The organism is Streptomyces sp. NPDC047049 (genome assembly GCF_040643995.1).
Taxonomy (GTDB): Bacteria; Actinomycetota; Actinomycetes; order Streptomycetales; family Streptomycetaceae; genus Streptomyces; species Streptomyces mooreae.
The window spans coordinates 331,590-349,412 of sequence record NZ_JBEYVM010000003.1 but is presented as its reverse complement, the minus strand read 5'-3'; the positions used below and the strand labels follow the sequence as shown (position 1 = coordinate 349,412).

The following is a 17,823-nucleotide window of genomic DNA, read 5'->3' as shown; positions in this document are numbered from 1 at the left end:
GACTGCACAGGCGCAACTCCAGAACGGGAAAACGAACTTGACTGCGGTCGCAGGAGGCGCGAGGTCGTGAGTGCAACTCACTACGACGGATACGAGGGGCTCCACCGGTTAGCACTGGACCGGGCCGGGCAGGCCGAGGCGTTCGACGCCATCGGCGACCGGTACGACGACGCCTTCCCGCACAAGGAGGGCCAGCTCGCCTCGGGCACCTGGCTGGCCGACACCCTCCCCGCCGGCTCACGCATCCTGGATCTCGGATGCGGTACGGGCCTGCCGACCGCCCGTCAGCTCTCGGACGCCGGACACCGCGTCGTGGGAATCGATCTCTCCCCCTCGATGGTCGCACTGGCCCGGGAGAACGTCCCGGGAGCCGATTTCCACCGGCTGGACATCGCCGATCTGCGCAGCGGCCGGCTCGGCGGATCCGGTTCTTTCGACGCAATCGCCGCTTATTTTTGCCTTCTGATGCTGCCCCGTGCGGAAATCCCTTACGCACTGGGCATGCTCCATGATCTGCTACGTCCCGAGGGGCTGCTCGCCCTGTCCATGGTCGAGGCGGATGTGGACGACTTCACCATTCCGTTCCTGGGCAACTCGATCCGGGTATCGGGTTACCTGCGGGACGACCTGCGCCGGGTCGTGCACGACGCGGGTTTCGACGTCGTCGGGGAGGATGCCTACGCATACGCCCCGTCGAGTACGGACGTACCACCCGAGATCCAGCTCTTTCTGCACCTGCGACGCGCCTGACACGCAGCGCGTTGGGCGCGTCCCGTACGGGCGGCGCGCTCGCAACGCGGCGCGTTCGGCGCACAGCCCCGGACGGATGGAATCCCACGCGTGACGGAGCACCCCACCTCCCACGAATCGCGGCGGTCGGCCTCGACCGCCGCGCCCTCGGCGTCCCCTGCTCGGGGGCCGGCCGGGACGGCGTCGTTCGGCGCGGTCCCCGACCCGCGCAGCGCCCTGCAGCAGCCCACCGCGGCGGGGTTCGCCCCGTCGCCGGGCGCCGGGTTCGCGGTGCGCGGCGGTGACGACATAGGCCTCGCCGGTGTCGCCGTCTCGGCCTCGGCCGGTCCACCGGCCGGCCGCCACGGCGGTGAGCCGCCCGTGGATCACGGCGCGGCGCGGCGGGACCCGTCGGCGGACGCGGACGACGCCGCCGCGGGCCACACCGGCGGGCGCACCAGTGATCACAGCGCCGCGCACAGCGGCGGTCATGCCGCCGCACGGGACGTCTCACTCCCGTACGGGGAGGCATACGGCGACACGTACGGGGAGGTGGCCATGCCTGCGGGAGGACGGCCGGGCGGGGCAGCGGATGCGGGGCGCGAGACGGCCCGTGCCGCGCGGCGGGTGGCGCAGGGCGCGGTGGGCCGCGCCCAGGCGCCGGAGCCGGGCGAGGAGCCGCACCACGGGCAGCGCCCGCGGCACGACGGCGAGGGCATCGGGCGGCCGCGCGGCGGCGGGCCGGGCGGGACGGTGCCGGGGCAGTCGCCGGCGCCGCACGGCGGACGCTCCGCCGGACCGGGCGCCCACGGTGAGGCCGCGCACCCGGCGGCCGGGGAGGCCACCGCGGCCCCGGTGCCCGGTCAGAACGGCCCGGCGCAGGACCCGCCTTCCGCTCCCCCGGCCCGCTCGGCGCATCCGGGCGAGAGCAGTGAGGTGGCCGCGGCCCGGCAGGCCGGCGGCGACCGGCTGCGCTTCATCGGGGCGGCGACGCGGCGGATCGCCCGCGGTATCGACCTCGACGAGATCGTGCTCGGGCTGTGCCGGGCGACGGTACCGACGTTCGCCGACGCCATCCTCGTCTATCTGCGCGATCCGCTGCCGGTGGGCGACGAGCGTCCGACCGGCCCGGTGGTGCTGCGGCTGCGCCGTACCGACCGGATCCCGGAGGAGCCGGACACCAACGGCGGCCGGCTGCCGGTGCTGCCCGCGCAGCCCGATCTGGGCCCGGCGATGGGCGGCAGCGCGGCGGAGCTGGCCGAGGTGGAGCCCGGCGGCCCGCTGGCCGAGGTACTGCGGGGCGTACGGCCGCTGTTCGGCGAGGCGCAGGCGGCGCGGACGGCGCTGCCGGAGCTGCTGGGTCCGGATCCGCGGCTGCCCGGCGGCCACCGGGTGATCCTGGCGCCGCTGCGCGGCCGCCGCCGGGTGATCGGTGCCGCGGTGTTCCTGCGCCGCCCGGACCGCCCGGCGTTCGAGCCGGACGATCTGCTGGTGGCCGCGCAGCTGGCGACGCACACCGCGCTGGGCGTGGACAAGGCGGTGCTCTACGGCCGTGAGGCGTACATCGCCGACGCGCTGCAGCGCACGATGCTGCCGGACTCGCTGCCGCAGCCGACCGGGGTGCGGCTGGCCAGCCGCTATCTGCCGGCCGCGGAGACCGCCCGGGTGGGCGGCGACTGGTACGACGCGATCCCGCTGCCGGGCAGCCGGGTGGCGCTGGTGGTCGGCGATGTGATGGGCCACTCGATGACCTCGGCCGCGATCATGGGGCAGCTGCGCACGACCGCGCAGACGCTGGCGGGGCTGGACCTGCCGCCGCAGGAGGTCTTGCACCATCTCGACGAGCAGGCCCAGCGGCTGGGCACGGACCGGATGGCGACCTGCATGTACGCGGTCTACGACCCGGTCGCGCACCGGATCACCATCGCCAACGCGGGGCATCCGCCGCCGGTGATGCTGCATCGCGGCGGGCGCGCGGAGGTGCTGCGGGTGCCGTCGGGCGCGCCGATCGGCGTCGGCGGGGTGGACTTCGAGGCGGTGGAGCTGGACGCCCCGGCGGGCGCCACGCTCGTCCTCTATACCGATGGACTGGTCGAGTCGCGGATCCGGGACGTGTGGACCGGGATCGAGCAGCTGCGGGAGCGGCTGGCGGAGACGGCCCGGCTGACGGGTCCCAACCCGCCGCCGCTGGAGCCGATGTGCGACGAGGTGCTGGACATGCTGGGCCCCGGCGACCGCGATGACGACATCGCGCTGCTGGCCGCCCGGTTCGACGGGATCGCGCCGAGCGATGTCGCGTACTGGTATCTGGACCCGAAGGCGCAGACGGCCGGGCAGGCCCGCCGGCTGGCCCGGCGGGCGCTGGCGCGCTGGGGTCTGGAGGAGCTGACCGACCAGCTGGAGCTGCTGGTCAGCGAGGTGGTGACGAATGCCGTGCGGTACGCGGAGCGGCCGATCACCCTGCGGTTGCTGCGAACGGACGTACTGCGCTGCGAAGTGGGTGACGACGTTCCGCAGCTTCCGCGGCTGCGCCAGGCCCGGCCGTCGGACGAGGGCGGGCGTGGCCTCTACCTCGTCAACCGGATGGCGCGGCGCTGGGGCGCGACCCGTCTGAGCATGGGAAAGGTCGTCTGGTTCGAGCTGTCGATGCCGCCGGGGGTGCTGCGCCGCTGACGCCGGGCGGGCCCCGGCAGCCCGTCCCATATGCTGGACCCCGTCTGAGATCGGACGGGGTCCAACTCTTGCCGACGTGCTGTCGGGGTAGTTGACTGCTTGGGTGGATGTAAGGGACTGACTTGCCCAATTCGGGACCGACCGCCCCCTACTCCCCGTCGTCGAAACAGGAGGCACTCCTCCATGTCCAGCACCGCGCACCACGTCCCGCGCACGACGAACAACGCCGGCATTCCGGTGGAGAGCGACGAACACTCACTCACTGTGAGTCCGGACGGCCCGATCCTGCTTCAGGACCACTACCTCATCGAGAAGATGGCCCAGTTCAACCGCGAACGGGTCCCCGAGCGGGTGGTACACGCCAAGGGCGCCGGCGCCTACGGCTTCTTCCAGGTCACCAACGACGTCAGCCAGTTCACCAAGGCGGACCTCTTCCAGCCGGGCAAGACCACCGAGATGCTGGCCCGCTTCTCGACCGTCGCGGGCGAGCAGGGCTCCCCCGACACCTGGCGCGACCCCCGCGGCTTCGCCCTGAAGTTCTACACCGAGGACGGCAACTACGACCTGGTGGGCAACAACACCCCGGTCTTCTTCGTCCGTGACACGATCAAGTTCCAGGACTTCATCCGCTCGCAGAAGCGCCGCCCTGACAACGGGATGCGCGACAACGACATGCAGTGGGACTTCTGGACGCTGTCGCCGGAGTCCGCCCACCAGGTCACCTGGCTGATGGGCGACCGCGGCATCCCCAAGACCTACCGCCACATGAACGGCTACGGCTCGCACACCTACATGTGGGTCAACGCCGGCGGCGAGAAGTTCTGGATCAAGTACCACTTCAAGACCGACCAGGGCATCGACTTCCTCACCCAGGAGGACGCGGACCGGATCGCCGGCGAGGACGCCGACTACCACCGCCGTGATCTGTTCGAGGCCATCGACGGCGGCAACGCCCCGTCGTGGACGCTGTACGTCCAGGTCATGCCGTTCGCGGACGCCCCGGACTACCGGTTCAACCCGTTCGACCTGACCAAGGTGTGGCCGCACGGCGACTACCCGCTGATCGAGGTCGGGCGGATGACGCTCAACAAGAACCCCGAGGACTACTTCATCCACATCGAGCAGGCGGCGTTCGAACCGTCCAACATGGTGCCGGGCATCGGCCCGTCGCCGGACAAGATGCTGCTGGGCCGGCTGTTCTCCTACCCGGACACCCATCGCTACCGCATCGGCCCGAACTACCTGCAGCTGCCGCCCAACCGGCCGCACGTCCCCGTCCACTCGTACGCGAAGGACGGCCCGATGCGGTTCGACCCGGCCCGTACGGCCCGGCCCTACGCCCCGAACAGCTACGGCGGCCCGGCGGCGGACACCCTGCGCTACGGGGAGCCCGCGGGCTGGGAGACCGGCGGCGAGATGGTCCGCGAGGCCTACACGCTGCGCCGTGACGACGACGACTTCGGCCAGCCGGGCACGATGGTCCGCCAGGTCCTCGACGACGCGGCCCGCGACCGGCTCGTCGGCAATGTCTCCGGCCATCTGCTGAACGGCGTCAGCCGCCCGGTGCTGGACCGCGCCCTGCAGTACTGGCGCAACATCGACAAGAACGTGGGCGACCGGATCGCCCACAAGGTGAACGGCGGCTGAGGAACCACCGCTCCGGCACAACAGCGCGGCCCCCGCCGGTGAGGCGGGGGCCGCGCTGCGGTGCGTACGGAACGGCGTCAGCGGAAGCCGGTCAGGCTGTCGGCTTTGTTGCCGCCGGTGTCGGTCCCGGTGCCGCCGCCGGGGCCGCCGTCGCCGCCGGCACCGCCGCCGCCGTCCACCCCGCCGTCCGGCGAGCCGGAGTCGGACGGGACGGGCGGGCTCGGCCGCCCGCTGTGGCTCGGCGAGGGCGGCCCGCTCGGCTTCGACGGGGTCGGCGAGGGCGAATCGCTCGGCGACTTGGACGGGCTCGGGCTGGACGACGGCGAATGGCTCGGCGTCGGGGTGGGGGTCGGGGGTACCCCGGCGCCCAGGTCGGTCTCCAGGTCGAAGTCCGCGCCGGTGTTGCCGTTCAGCGCCGCCGCGGTGTAGTCGGCCCACACCCGGGCCGGGTAGCCGCCGCCGTTGACCCGGCCGTCGCCACCCGCGTTCTTGAGGGTGACCTGCCGGCCGCCGTGGGGCGACTCGCCGAACATGCCGACGGCGGTGACCAGCTTGGGCGTGTAGCCCACGAACCACGCCGACTTGTCGTCGTCGGAGGTACCGGTCTTGCCGGCCGCCTTGTAGGCGGTGTTCTTCACGGCCTCCGAGGCGGTGCCGTCGTTGACCACGCCCGTCAGTACGGAGGTGACGGTGTCGGCGGTCTTGCGGCTGAGCACCTGATCGCCGATCGGGTCCTTCAGCGGCACCTTCGTCTCGGCCCCGTTGACGCTGTGCGTGGCCTGGGTGACCAGCGTCGGGGTGACCTTCTTGCCGTGGTTGTCGAGGGTGGCGTACGCGCCGGCCATCTGGAGCGGGCTGGCGCCCATGGTGCCCAGGGTCATGGCGGGCTTGACGTCCATCGTGTCGGCCATGCCGAGGCTGACCGCGGTCTGCTTGACCTTGTCCAGGCCGACGTCCGCGCCCATCTGCGCGAAGACGGCGTTGACGGAGTTGTTGGTCGCCGTCTGGACGCTGATCTTCCCGTACTCGCGCTCGTCCTCGTTGGGCGGCGCGAAGGCGATCTTGCCGCCGACGACCGGACGGCGGTTGCGGCCGTCGTAGATCGTGTTCGGGGTGATCGGGACGCCGTCCTGGGTGACCGCGTTGTTCTCCATCGCGGAGGCCAGGATCAGCGGCTTGAAGGTGGAGGCGGCCTGGTAGTCGGTGCGGGTGGCGTTGTTCCGGTAGTGCTTGGGCGGGCCCTCGCCGCCGTACATCGCCACGATGTGCCCCGTCTTGGGGTCCACCGAGGTGGCACCGAGCTGGGCGTCCGCGTCGACCTTGCGCTTCTTGGGGTCGAGGTCGGCGAGCAGCTTGCGCTTGACGGATGCCTCCAGCGCCTTCTGCTTGTTCTTGTCGATGCCGAGGGTGACCGTCCAGCCGCCGGCCGCGAACTGCTTCTCGTCGACGCCCTGGGCGAAGAGCTCCTGCTTGGCCTGCTCGACGAGGTAGTTGGTCTGGCCGCTCACGCCGCTCAGCGGCTTGGGGTCCTTCGGCCGCTGGAACGTCTGCTTGCGGCGCTCCTCCGGGGAGAGCCACTTCATCTCGACCATGTTGTCGAGGGTGTAGGCCCAGCGCTCCTGGACCCGCTTCTTGCCGGCGTCGGTCGCCAGGGTCCAGTCGTACTGGTTCGGTGCCTGGAGCAGCGAGGCCAGGTAGGCGCCCTGCGAGACGGTGAGCTTGTCGACGTCCACGCCGTAGTAGGCCTGGGCGGCGGCCTGGATGCCGTAGGCGCCGCGGCCGTAGTAGCTGGTGTTGATGTAGCCGGCGAGGATGTCGTCCTTGCCGTACTTGTTGTCCACCTTGAGCGAGATGACGATCTCCTGGAGCTTGCGGGAAACCGTCTGCTCCTGGCTCAGGTAGTAGTTCTTGACGTACTGCTGGGTGATCGTCGAACCACCCTGCTTGCCGCGGCCCATCACCGTGTTGAAGATGCCGCGCATGGTGCCCATCAGGTCGACACCGGAGTCGTGGTAGAAGTTCTTGTTCTCCGCGGCGACGAAGGTGCGCTGCACGTCCTTGGGTATCCGGCTGAGCGGGACGTTCTCCCGGTTGCGCAGCCCCGTACGCGCCATGACCTTGCCGTTGGCGTACTTGTAGACGTTGCTCTGCAGCTTGGCTTCGTTGTTGCCCTTGGGTATGTCCACGTACAGGTACAGGCCGATGAAGCCGAGGATGCCCAGCAGGCACACCCCGAGGAAGGCTCCGAGGAGCTTCTTCCAGGTGAAGAAGCGGCGTATGCCGGACTTCTTGTCCTTCGTTCTGGCCCGGCGGGCGCTTCCTTGTCGCGCCCGTCTCGCGTCCGCTCGGCCCATCGCTTCAGCAACTCCAGTCGTTCCGCCCCCAGCTAACTCAGCTGTTGAAGCTAACACCGCATCTGTCAACAAATACTCATCGATCAAGGCTTTTCCCGACGTGACAAACAGCACCCGGCGCGGGGGGAACCAAGGGGTGGGTTTTGTGCGTCACCCCGCTCTCACCTGGGGCCTTGCCGCCGGAACATCCTCCCACGACCACTGGACAGCCCTCGCGGCACGGCGTTAAAGTGATATCACTTTGCTAAATCAGTGACATCATCCATTGCGGCGGACATCACGTGCCGCATGGGGAGAAACGGGGATTCCATGTCCGATCAGTCACCCGCCGACCGCACCACCGGGCCCGGCTCCGACCTTCCTGTCGACGCTCCCGAGATGCCCCGCCCGCAGGTCCGCGAGGTCCCGGCGCACAGCATCCCGGGCGGCCTCGCCCTCTTGCTGACCGTGCTCGGTGTGGCGCTGGGCATCGCCATGATCATCGTCGGTGGGATCCTCGGCGACGGCGGCGACAAGGCGGTGGGAGCGCCGATGATCATCGTCGGCGTCGCGCTGCTGCTCGGCTCGTTCTTCTGCATGACCGGGGTGAAGATGGTCGCTCCCGGCGAGGCCCGGGTGATCCAGCTCTTCGGACGGTACGTCGGCACCATCCGCACGGACGGCCTGCGCTGGGTCAACCCGCTCACCACCGCCCAGAAGATCTCCACCCGGGTGCGCAACCACGAGACCGCGGTCCTCAAGGTCAACGACGCCTACGGCAACCCGATCGAGCTGGCCTCGATCGTGGTCTGGCAGGTCGAGGACACCGCCCAGGCGCTCTTCGAGGTCGACGACTTCCTGGAGTTCGTCGCCACCCAGACCGAGGCGGCCGTCCGGCACATCGCCATCGAGTACCCCTATGACGCGCACGACGAGGACGCCCTGTCGCTGCGCGGCAACGCCGAGGAGATCACCGAGAAGCTTGCCCTGGAGCTGACCGCACGGGTCCAGGCCGCCGGCGTACGGATCATCGAGTCCCGCTTCAGCCACCTCGCGTACGCTCCCGAGATCGCCTCGGCGATGCTCCAGCGCCAGCAGGCCGGCGCGGTGGTCGCGGCCCGCCAGCAGATCGTCGAGGGCGCGGTCGGCATGGTCGAGCAGGCGCTGGACCGGATCAGCGAGCAGGGCATCGTCGAGCTGGACGAGGAGCGGAAGGCGGCCATGGTGAGCAATCTGATGGTGGTGCTGTGCGGTGACCGGGCCGCCCAGCCGGTGCTGAACACGGGTTCCCTCTACCAGTGAGTGCCGAAACCCCCGCGGGGTCCGGCGCCGAGGGCGAGCGGACCCCCGCGCGACGGCCGCAGCAGCGCAAGCAGGTACTGCTGCGGCTCGACCCCGCGATCCATGACGCGCTGGCGCGCTGGGCCGACGATGAGCTGCGCAGCGCCAATGCGCAGATCGAGTTCCTGCTGCGCAAGGCGCTGTCGGAGGCGGGGCGGCTGCCGCGGGGGGCGGGGGCGATCCCGCGGCGGGGGCGGCCGCCGAAGAAGCCGCCGGCAAACCCGCCGGAGGCCTCTTCGGGCGGGGCGTGACGGACTCCGCAGCGCCTGTCGGGATGCAGGAACGACGGTGCGGCCGTGGCCGTCGTGCCACGGACCCGACGGCGGCACGATGGTCTTCAGACAGATCGCGGCTCGCCATGCGTGCACGCGACGGGTGTGGTCAACAATCGGACTCAGCACACGGATTGACGTCCGACGCCTCAGCATTCCAGTTCACAGCAGGTACAAGAATGAGGCCTGCCCGAATGGCCGAGGTGACTCCCCACGCCGAATCTTCCATTCCGCCTTTCCGATCCGGCCATTTTCTTCACCGGTCTTGCACACCTCCGTCCCGATGCGCCTATGCTGATCACCAGCTGAGCGGCATTGCAAAGCTGTCAGGGATTCGCATTGACAGCCACCGGGGGCATTTTCAGCGCAGGAAACAGCGCGTCACGCCGCGATGCCGGTCATCGCGCACGCCGGGTTGAGCCGTGCGCAACCGCAGTTGAGCCGTGCGCAACCGCCGGATCCGCAGCGGTTGTCCAGCGCACGGGAGAAGTGCGCCCCCACCGTCGTCAGCGACACGAAGAAGACCCGCAGTGGCCTGCCTCGCCGAGGCGCGCCACCGAGAAATGTGCAAATACAGAACTGAAGGAGAGACCGCGTAATGCGCATCATCGGAAAGACTCTGGCAGTCGGCACCATAGCCTTAGGATTTGCTCTGACGAGCACCAGCGCCTATGCGAGCGGACCCGACGTCACCGGCTACGCCTTCGATATGGGCACGGCCGCCGGACATGCCACGTTCAAGACCTACGGCGATAACTTGTACATCACCGATGACGCGTCCGATGGGCACTCGGTGGTCGCGATCGTCGAGCAGGGCAGCCAGAGCTACTACTGGAACCGCACCGGCAAGGGCACCACACGGCACGTAGACCTGGACCTCCACGAGAACGGGGCGGTGGCGCTTCGCGTGTGTCTCGCGGACTGGCAGGGCACGCCGGCCGGCGGCATCAGGTGGGACACCTGCGGCACCGTCAAGGAGACCGAAGCCTGAGCCGAACGTGACGTGTTCTCCATCGGCCGAAGGCGGAGCAACACGTCACAACGGCCCGCCCGGGGTGCTTCACGGTCCGCTATACAAACCGCGTATACACCGGTGATACTGGTCGGCATGTCAATCGGTCATACGCTGCTGGGCCTCCTGGAGTCCGGCCCCCGCCATGGCTACGACCTCAAGCGGACCTTCGACGAGCACTTCGGGCAGGACCGCCCGCTGCACTACGGGCAGGTCTACTCCACGATGTCCCGGCTGCTGAAGAACGGCCTGGTCGAGGTGGACGCCGTGGAGGCCGGGGCGGGTCCGGAACGCAAGCGGTATGCGATCACGGACGCCGGGATCACCGATGTCGCCCAGTGGCTGGCCCACCCGGAGAAGCCCGAGCCGTACCTCCAGTCGACGCTCTACACCAAGGTCGTCCTGGCCCTGATGACCGGCCGCAACGCCGCCGAACTGCTGGACTCCCAGCGCGCCGAGCATCTGCGGCTGATGCGCGGACTGACCGAGCGCAAGCGCACCGGCGACCTCGCCGACCAGCTGATCTGCGACCACGCGCTGTTCCACCTCGAAGCCGATCTGCGCTGGCTGGAGCTGACCGCCGCCCGGCTCGACAAGCTGGCCGAAGCGGTCCGTGCATGACACCGGAGGGATCCTCCCCCAGCTCCGCCGGGAGGTGCCCCCTGCTCGCGGCGGAGGGGCTGTACAAGACCTACGGGGCCACACCGGCGCTGGACGGCGTGGAGTTCTCCCTCCACCCGGGTGAGGTCGTCGCCGTCATGGGCCCGTCGGGCTCCGGCAAATCGACCCTGCTGCACTGCCTGGGCGGGATCATCAGCCCGGACTCCGGCACCGTCCGCTACGGCCCGCACACCCTGAACGCGCTGAGCGACGCCCGGCGCAGCGCCCTGCGCCGTACCGACTTCGGCTTCGTCTTCCAATTCGGCCAGCTGGTACCGGAGTTGACCGCGTTGGAGAATGTCGCGCTGCCCTTGCGACTGAACGGCACCAAGCGCATGGAGGCCGAACGGCAGGCCCGCGAGTGGCTGGAGCGGCTGGAGGTCGAGAAGGTGCACGGCCAACGGCCCGGCGAGATATCCGGCGGTCAGGGCCAGCGGATCGCGGTCGCCCGCGCCCTTGCCACCCGCCCGCGGGTCATCTTCGCCGACGAGCCCACCGGCGCCCTGGACTCCCTCAACGGCGAACGCGTCCTGACCCTGCTGACCGACGCCGCCCGGGAGACCCACGCCGCGGTCGTCCTGGTCACCCACGAGGCCCGGGTCGCCGCCTACTCCGACCGGGAGGTCGTGGTCCGGGACGGCAAAGCGAAGGACATGCCGGCGGGCTTGATATGAGCCTGCTGCGCTCGTCCACCGGCAGTGGCGCCGGCAGCGACAGCGGCCGGGGCAGCGACCGGGGTGACGGCGGCGGCCGGGGCAGCGGCCGGGGTGACGGCAGCACACCCGAACCGCCCGCCCCCCGGGGCCCGTCCGCCACCCCCCGCACCGGCCCCGCCACCTGGGCCCGTGACCTCGCGATGGGGATGCGGTTCGCAGCCGGCGGCGGCCGCGAGGGCTGGATCCGTACGGCGCTGACCGGGCTCGGCGTCGGCCTGGGCGTGGCCGTCCTGCTGCTGTGCTCGTCCGTACCGCCCCTGCTGGATGCCTGGCACGGCCGGGAGAAGGCCCGCGAGAACCTGGGCCAGGTGCACAATCCCCCGCGCTCCGACCGCACCGTCCTCTACACCTCGGCCGACACCACCTTCCGCGGTGCGCCGATCCGCGGCCGCCTGCTACGCCCGGACGGCGCGCATCCGCCCCTGCCGCCCGGCATCGGTCATCTCCCCGGCCCCGGACGGATGCTGGTCTCCCCGGCGCTCAAGGAACTGCTGGACTCCCCCGAAGGTGCGCTGCTGCGCGACCGGCTGCCCTACGACGTGGCCGGCGTGATCGGCGACGCGGGTCTGCTCGGCCCGTGCGAGCTCACCTACGTCGCGCAGAGCGCCACGCTCGCCGCGCCCGACGGCTACCGCGTCGACCACTTCGGCAAGAACTGGGACCCGCCTCGGATGCGGGCACCCGTCGTGGTGCTCGTGGTCATGACGTGCGTGACGCTGATGCTGCCGGTGCTGGCCTTCCTCGGCACGTCCATACGGTTCGGCAACGAGCGGCGGGAGCGCCGGCTGGCCGCGCTCCGGCTGGTCGGCGCCGATGTCCGGACGACCCGCCGGATCTCCTCCGGTGAGGCGCTGTTCGGTTCGCTGCTGGGGCTGGCGGGCGGCGGCGCGCTGTTCCTGGCCGGCCGGCAGTGCGCTTCGGTGATCACGCTGTGGGGCGTCAACGTCTTCCCCTCGGACGTGGCGCCCGCCCCGCTCGCCATCGCGCTGATCGCCGTACTCGTGCCGGCGGCGGCGGTCGTGGTGACGCTGTTCGCCCAGCGCGGCGTCACCGTCGAGCCGCTGGGCATCGTCCGCAACCGCCCCGCGCTGCGCCGCCGGCTGTGGTGGCGGGTGGCGCTGCCCGCCGTGGGCATCGCGCTGCTGGTGCCGCTGGCCCGGGCGCAGCCGTGGCGCGACACCCCGTTCAACGCCCTCCGGCTCGCGGCCGGCGCGATGCTGCTGCTGCTCGGCGTCACCGTCCTGCTGCCCTGGCTGGTGGACGCGGTGGTCGGCCGGCTGCGCGGCGGTCCGGTCGCCTGGCAACTCGCGGTCCGCCGCCTGCAGTTGAGCAGCAGCTCGGCCACCCGAGCGGTCAGCGGCATCACCATCGCGGTGGCCGGCGCCATCGCGATCCATATGCTCATGACGGGTATGCAGGCCGGCTACGCCCAGGCGTACGCGGAGTCCGGCAAGCTCCCGCGGATCAGCCTGTGGGCCGACGCCAAGGACTGGCCGCAGACCCAGCGGGCGCTCGGCGCGCTGCGCGCCACACACGGGGTGACGGCGGTCCGCGGCACGATCGACGCGAACCTCGCCCGGCTGCCGGCCGTCGGGCGTCCCGCGTCCGGTGCACCGCTCTCGACGCTCGCCGTCGGCAGCTGCGCCGAGCTGCGCAGACTGGCCCGCCTGGGCTCCTGCCGGGACGGCGAGGTGTTCCTCACCGACGCCACCGGCCGGGACGCCGCGCTCGCGGCCGGGACGACGGTCAACCTCAATCCCTCGTACGCCTTCGAAGGTCCGCGGCCCCCGCACCCCTGGACGGTCCCCGCGGCGGCCCGCGAGGTCCGGCTCCTCGACCGCACACGCGGCCCCGACCACTTCTCGTACGACCTGCTGGCCACCCCCTCCGCCCTCGACACCGGCCGGCTCGGCCGACCCACCGTGGAGTTCAAGGTCGACTTCGATCGCGGCACCCCGGACGCCGTGGAGTACATCCGCAACACCGTGGCCCGTATCGATCCGACGATGAACGAGTCCTCCGCCGTCGACAATCCGCATGACGCGCAGTACACCGGCGTCCGCAAGGGCCTGTTCGCCGGTGCCGTCCTCACCCTGCTGCTGATCGGCTCGGGCCTGGTCATCTCCACCGTCGAACAGCTCCACGAGCGCCGCCGGCTGCTGTCCACCCTCCACGCGTACGGCACCCGCCGCGCCACCCTGGGCTGGTCGGTGCTGTGGCAGACCGCCCTCCCCGTACTGCTCGGACTGGTCCTGGCGCTGGGCTGCGGGCTGGCGCTGGGGACGCTGCTGCTGACGACGATCGACAGCCCGGTGACGGTCGACTGGCCGGTGGTGGCGGGCATCACCGTGGCCGGCGGCGGCATGATCTTCTTGGTGACGCTGCTGAGCCTGCCACCGCTGTGGCGGATGATGCGCCCCGACGGCCTGCGGACGGAGTGAGCGCGGCACTGCCCGGTGACTCCCGTCCGGCCCCGGCGCGTGACGGTCCGCCGCTGGGGCACCGAGCTCGCCATGGGCGCCCGGTTCGCCGTCACCGGTGGCCGCGAGGGCTGGGTCCGTACGGACGGCCGGCCCGGTGGCCCTCGCTGTGGCGCCTGATGCGCCCGGATGGGCTGCGTGCGGAGTGAATCTGCGAGATCATTCCGCACGCAGCAGTGCCCGCCAACTGCCCCAGGGGGACCCTTTATGCGCCGGCTCGTCTATTGCATCGCCGCCACCCTCGACGGCTTCCTCGCCGGCCCGGACGGTGCGGACCCCACCGGCCCGGACGGCTTCTGGCCGATCGCCGACGACTACCTCAAGCACCTGGCCGCCGAACTCCCCGAGGTCCTGCCCGTCCAGGCCCGGTCGGCCCTCGGCATCACCGGCGAGGGCACGCGCTTCGACACCGTCCTGGAGGGCCGGCGCACCTACGAGACCGGCCTCCGGGCCGGCCTCACCGACGCCTACCCCCACCTGCGCCACCTGGTCTTCTCCCGGACCATGAAAGAGAGCCCCGATCCGGCGGTGGAACTGGTCGCCACCGACCCGGTGGAAAAGGCCCGCGAGCTGAAGTCCGCCGACGGCAAGGACATCTGGCTGCTGGGCGGCAGCGAACTGGCCGGCGCGCTCTACCCGGAGATCGACCAGTTGATCGTCAAACTCAGCCCCCTCACCCTCGGCACCGGCCTCCCCCTCTTCTCCCCCACCACCCCCTTCACCCCCCGCACCTGGGAACTGACCGAACACACGGTCCTCCAGAGCGGCGCGGCCTTCCTGACGTATGAGCGGGGCGGAACGGTCTGAGGGGGCGGGGTACCTGGAGGGAGGGCGCCCCCGACGCGCCGTCCTGGTGGCGCCGCAGGCCCCAGGCGGGCGGTCCACGAAAGGATGGACGTGGTCATACGAGACGTACGCAGGCGCCCCTGCCTACGATGATGACCTCGACACCAGCCAACGGGAGGCTTCTGATGTCTGCAGCACCCGTCGAGCCACCGCACCAGGACGGGCCGCTGACGCAGCTCGCCGTGGCGAACAGGCTCATGGAGCAGAACCCGGGCCACCGCGTCGAGATCATCGGAGGCGTCATCGTCGTGACCCCACCGCCGAACGTTCCTCACGAGCGGGCGCTGAAGAAGATCGCTGCCCCCCTGGCCGCGGCAGGTCTGGACGACGGCGAGGAATCGGAGGTATTCCAGGGGATCGGCGTCTGGCTCCCGGACGGCCCCGAGGATTACGCCATCCCTGATCTGTGCCTGGTCGACGCCGACATCGATGACCACAAGACCGCGAACAACTGCTACGACCCCGCGGTCTTCCGCCTCGTCCTCGAGGTCACGTCGAGCAACTACAACAACGATCTCAAGGCAAAGGTCGTCGCCTACGCCAATGCCAGGATTCCCGTCTACGTGATCATCGATCGCAAGCACAACCGCATTCATGTACTGACCGATGCGGGCGAGAACGGCTACGACAGCCACCGCGTCCACGCCCCCGGCGAGCAGGTCACCCTTCCCGCCTCCATCGGCGCCGAAGTCAAGCTCGACGCCGAGGCGCTGCTCAAGGCCGGCCGGGAAGAAGCCTGACCCTCACCCCCCGGCCATCCGCACCGGCAACCCCCGCAACGCCCCCCGCAGCGCCACCGCGAACTCCTCGAACTCGCTCTGGCGGGCGGCGCCCGTCCGCATGGCGAGGGCGATGGTCCGGGCGGGCGCCGGGTCGGCGAAGTAGCCGGTGGTGAGCTGGTCGTTGCGGCCGGTCTCGACGCGGAGCGCGGTGCGGGGCAGCAGGGTCACGCCGAGGCCGCCGGCGACCAGTTGGACCAGGGTGGACAGGCCCGCGGCGCTGGTGGTGACGGGGGTGTTCTCGTCCCGGCCGGCTTCCCGGCAGATGTCCAGGGCCTGGTCCCGCAGGCAGTGGCCCTCGTCGAGCAGCAGCAGGTCCAGTTCCTGGAGGGCCTGGCGCGGGATGTCGCCGCGGCCGCCGAGCCAGTGGTCCTTGGGTGCGACCAGGACGAAGTCCTCTTCGAAGAGGGGGAGTTCGGTGACCTGGGGAACACCGAGCGGCACGGCGAGCAGGAGCAGGTCGAGGCGTCCGTGGGACAGGCCGTCCAGGAGGGAGGCGGTCTGCTCCTCGTGTACCTGGAGGTCCAGGTCGGGATAGGTCTCATGGACCAGCCGCAGGACGGCCGGCAGCAGATACGGGGCGACGGTCGGGATGACGCCGAGCCGCAGCACGCCCGTGAACGGCGCGCGGGCCGCCTCCGCCTCCTCCATCAGATCGCCGACGGCCTCCAGGACCGTCCTGGCCCGCGCGGCCACCCGTTCCCCCGCGGGCGACAGCAGCACCTTGCGCGTCGTACGCTCCAGCAGTTGCACTCCCAGGGTCTCCTCCAGTGCGGAGACCGACCCGGACAGCGCGGGCTGGCTCATACCGATCTCGGCCGCCGCCTCGCGGAAATGCAGATGCTCGGCCACCGCCACGAACGCCCGCAGCTGGGCCAGGCTCGGCTGGCGGGGTCTGCCCCCCTGACTCGCCGGTGAAGCCACTGATAACCACCTCCGATCAACATTAACCAGTCTAGCTATTTCCCTGATCAATGCCTGCTGTGGCAGTGTGTAACCCGTCCAAGCCTCACGGAAAGTCCTCAAAAGGGACTTTCTGCGCAACAAGGAGAGTAAGTGCTCACTGTCGGTGACAAGTTCCCCGAGTTCGACCTGACCGCCTGCGTTTCGCTGGAAAAGGGCCAGGAGTTCGAGCAGATCAACCACAAGACCTACGAGGGCAAGTGGAAGATCGTCTTTGCGTGGCCCAAGGACTTCACCTTCGTGTGCCCGACCGAGATCGCCGCCTTCGGCAAGCTGAACGACGAGTTCGCCGACCGTGACGCCCAGGTCCTCGGCTTCTCCGGCGACTCCGAGTTCGTGCACCACGCCTGGCGCAAGGACCACCCGGACCTGACCGACCTGCCCTTCCCGATGCTCGCCGACTCCAAGCACGAGCTCATGCGCGACCTGGGCATCGAGGGCGAGGACGGCTTCGCGCAGCGCGCCGTCTTCATCGTCGACCAGAACAACGAGATCCAGTTCACCATGGTGACCGCCGGTTCCGTCGGCCGTAACCCCAAGGAGGTCCTGCGGGTCCTCGACGCCCTGCAGACCGACGAGCTGTGCCCCTGCAACTGGTCCAAGGGCGACGACACCCTCGACCCGGTCGCGCTGCTCTCGGGCGAGTGAACCGCAGCTAGCGAACTGGAGGCAGATCTGACATGGCTCTCGACGAACTGAAGTCCGCGGTACCGGACTACGCCAAGGACCTCAAGCTCAACCTCGGCTCGGTCATCGGCAACAGCGACCTCCCGCAGCAGCAGCTGTGGGGCACCGTGCTGGCCTGCGCGATCGCTTCGCGCTCGCCGAAGGTGCTGCGCGAGCTGGAGCCGGAGGCGAAGGCCAACCTCTCCGCCGAGGCCTACAGCGCCGCGAAGTCGGCCGCCGCCATCATGGCGATGAACAACGTCTTCTACCGGACCCGGCACCTGCTGTCGGACCCGGAGTACGGCACCCTGCGCGCCGGTCTGCGGATGAACGTCATCGGCAACCCGGGCGTGGACAAGGTCGACTTCGAGCTGTGGTCGCTGGCCGTCTCGGCCATCAACGGCTGCGGTATGTGCCTGGACTCGCACGAGCAGGTGCTCCGCAAGGCCGGTGTGGACCGCGAGACGATCCAGGAGGCCGTCAAGATCGCGTCCGTCCTGCAGGCCGTCGGCGCCACCCTCGACGCCGAGGCCGCGCTCGCCGAGTAATTCCGCCGCGCGCACGCCCACACACAGAACCCCGCAGACCTGGCGTCTGCGGGGTTCTGTGCGTCCGTGCCGGGCGCCGACGGGAAGCCGCGGCTGCGTCCGGTGCCGGGCGCGGCCGGGAGGTGTCTTCCGGGGCTACCGGATCAAACGGATCGCCC

15 protein-coding genes are annotated in these 17,823 nt (G+C 70.5%); 13 read left to right on the top strand and 2 right to left on the bottom strand.

Translation table 11 applies throughout. The annotated features are described in order from the left end of the window. Positions 1-66 precede the first annotated feature (66 nt). The 3 genes from ABZ851_RS09495 to ABZ851_RS09485 all read left to right on the top strand — a co-directional run bounded on the left by ABZ851_RS09495 (position 67) and on the right by ABZ851_RS09485 (position 5,049). The gene (locus ABZ851_RS09495; RefSeq protein ID WP_336049934.1) at positions 67-750 is read left to right on the top strand and encodes a methyltransferase domain-containing protein; all 684 of its coding nucleotides are present in this window, start codon (positions 67-69) and stop codon (positions 748-750) included. A gap of 90 nt (positions 751-840) precedes the next feature. Continuing rightward, entirely contained in the window at positions 841-3,402 is a 2,562-nt protein-coding gene (locus ABZ851_RS09490; protein WP_361124374.1) for a SpoIIE family protein phosphatase, read from the top strand. Between the two features lie 183 nt (positions 3,403-3,585). Next, a complete protein-coding gene (locus ABZ851_RS09485; protein WP_361124372.1) occupies positions 3,586-5,049 on the top strand; it encodes a catalase in 1,464 nt (487 codons plus the stop codon). Positions 5,050-5,126: 77 nt separating this feature from the next. Here ABZ851_RS09485 and ABZ851_RS09480 read toward each other — a convergent pair whose 3' ends face one another. Next, positions 5,127-7,403, bottom strand: coding sequence for a transglycosylase domain-containing protein (locus tag ABZ851_RS09480; protein ID WP_361124370.1), 2,277 nt, complete (start codon positions 7,401-7,403; stop codon positions 5,127-5,129). A 309-nt stretch (positions 7,404-7,712) separates the two neighbouring features. Between ABZ851_RS09480 and ABZ851_RS09475 the strand changes: the two genes are divergently transcribed. From ABZ851_RS09475 to ABZ851_RS09440, 8 genes are all read left to right on the top strand, one after another. Then, on the top strand, positions 7,713-8,684 hold the full coding sequence (locus ABZ851_RS09475) for an SPFH domain-containing protein (protein WP_361124368.1): 972 nt from the start codon (positions 7,713-7,715) through the stop codon (positions 8,682-8,684). Next, complete coding sequence (locus ABZ851_RS09470; RefSeq protein ID WP_361124366.1) at positions 8,681-8,974, top strand: hypothetical protein; 294 nt, start codon at positions 8,681-8,683, stop codon at positions 8,972-8,974. The genes ABZ851_RS09475 and ABZ851_RS09470 overlap by 4 nt, the downstream gene beginning before the upstream one ends. A gap of 619 nt (positions 8,975-9,593) precedes the next feature. Beyond that, positions 9,594-9,986 (top strand): hypothetical protein, encoded by a 393-nt coding sequence (locus ABZ851_RS09465; protein ID WP_361124364.1) that lies wholly within the window; start codon positions 9,594-9,596, stop codon positions 9,984-9,986. 117 nt (positions 9,987-10,103) lie between these two features. Continuing rightward, positions 10,104-10,628: a PadR family transcriptional regulator gene (locus tag ABZ851_RS09460; protein WP_361124362.1), complete on the top strand. Its 525-nt coding sequence runs from the start codon at positions 10,104-10,106 to the stop codon at positions 10,626-10,628. Further along, positions 10,625-11,341, top strand: a complete 717-nt coding sequence (locus ABZ851_RS09455) for an ABC transporter ATP-binding protein (RefSeq protein ID WP_361124360.1) — start codon at positions 10,625-10,627, stop codon at positions 11,339-11,341. The genes ABZ851_RS09460 and ABZ851_RS09455 overlap by 4 nt, the downstream gene beginning before the upstream one ends. Positions 11,342-11,523: 182 nt before the next feature. After that, positions 11,524-13,824: an FtsX-like permease family protein gene (locus tag ABZ851_RS09450; RefSeq protein WP_361124927.1), complete on the top strand. Its 2,301-nt coding sequence runs from the start codon at positions 11,524-11,526 to the stop codon at positions 13,822-13,824. A 246-nt stretch (positions 13,825-14,070) separates the two neighbouring features. After that, complete coding sequence (locus tag ABZ851_RS09445) at positions 14,071-14,670, top strand: dihydrofolate reductase family protein (protein ID WP_361124358.1); 600 nt, start codon at positions 14,071-14,073, stop codon at positions 14,668-14,670. A 164-nt stretch (positions 14,671-14,834) separates the two neighbouring features. Further along, on the top strand, positions 14,835-15,449 hold the full coding sequence (locus ABZ851_RS09440) for a Uma2 family endonuclease (protein WP_361124356.1): 615 nt from the start codon (positions 14,835-14,837) through the stop codon (positions 15,447-15,449). Positions 15,450-15,452: 3 nt separating this feature from the next. Here ABZ851_RS09440 and ABZ851_RS09435 read toward each other — a convergent pair whose 3' ends face one another. Further along, positions 15,453-16,412 (bottom strand): LysR substrate-binding domain-containing protein, encoded by a 960-nt coding sequence (locus ABZ851_RS09435; protein WP_361124354.1) that lies wholly within the window; start codon positions 16,410-16,412, stop codon positions 15,453-15,455. Between the two features lie 132 nt (positions 16,413-16,544). On the opposite strand from ABZ851_RS09435, the gene ABZ851_RS09430 reads away from it, so the two are divergent. Next, positions 16,545-17,099, top strand: a complete 555-nt coding sequence (locus tag ABZ851_RS09430) for a peroxiredoxin (RefSeq protein WP_042148025.1) — start codon at positions 16,545-16,547, stop codon at positions 17,097-17,099. A gap of 32 nt (positions 17,100-17,131) precedes the next feature. Then, on the top strand, positions 17,132-17,665 hold the full coding sequence (locus ABZ851_RS09425) for an alkyl hydroperoxide reductase (protein ID WP_088799700.1): 534 nt from the start codon (positions 17,132-17,134) through the stop codon (positions 17,663-17,665). Positions 17,666-17,823 lie beyond the last annotated feature (158 nt).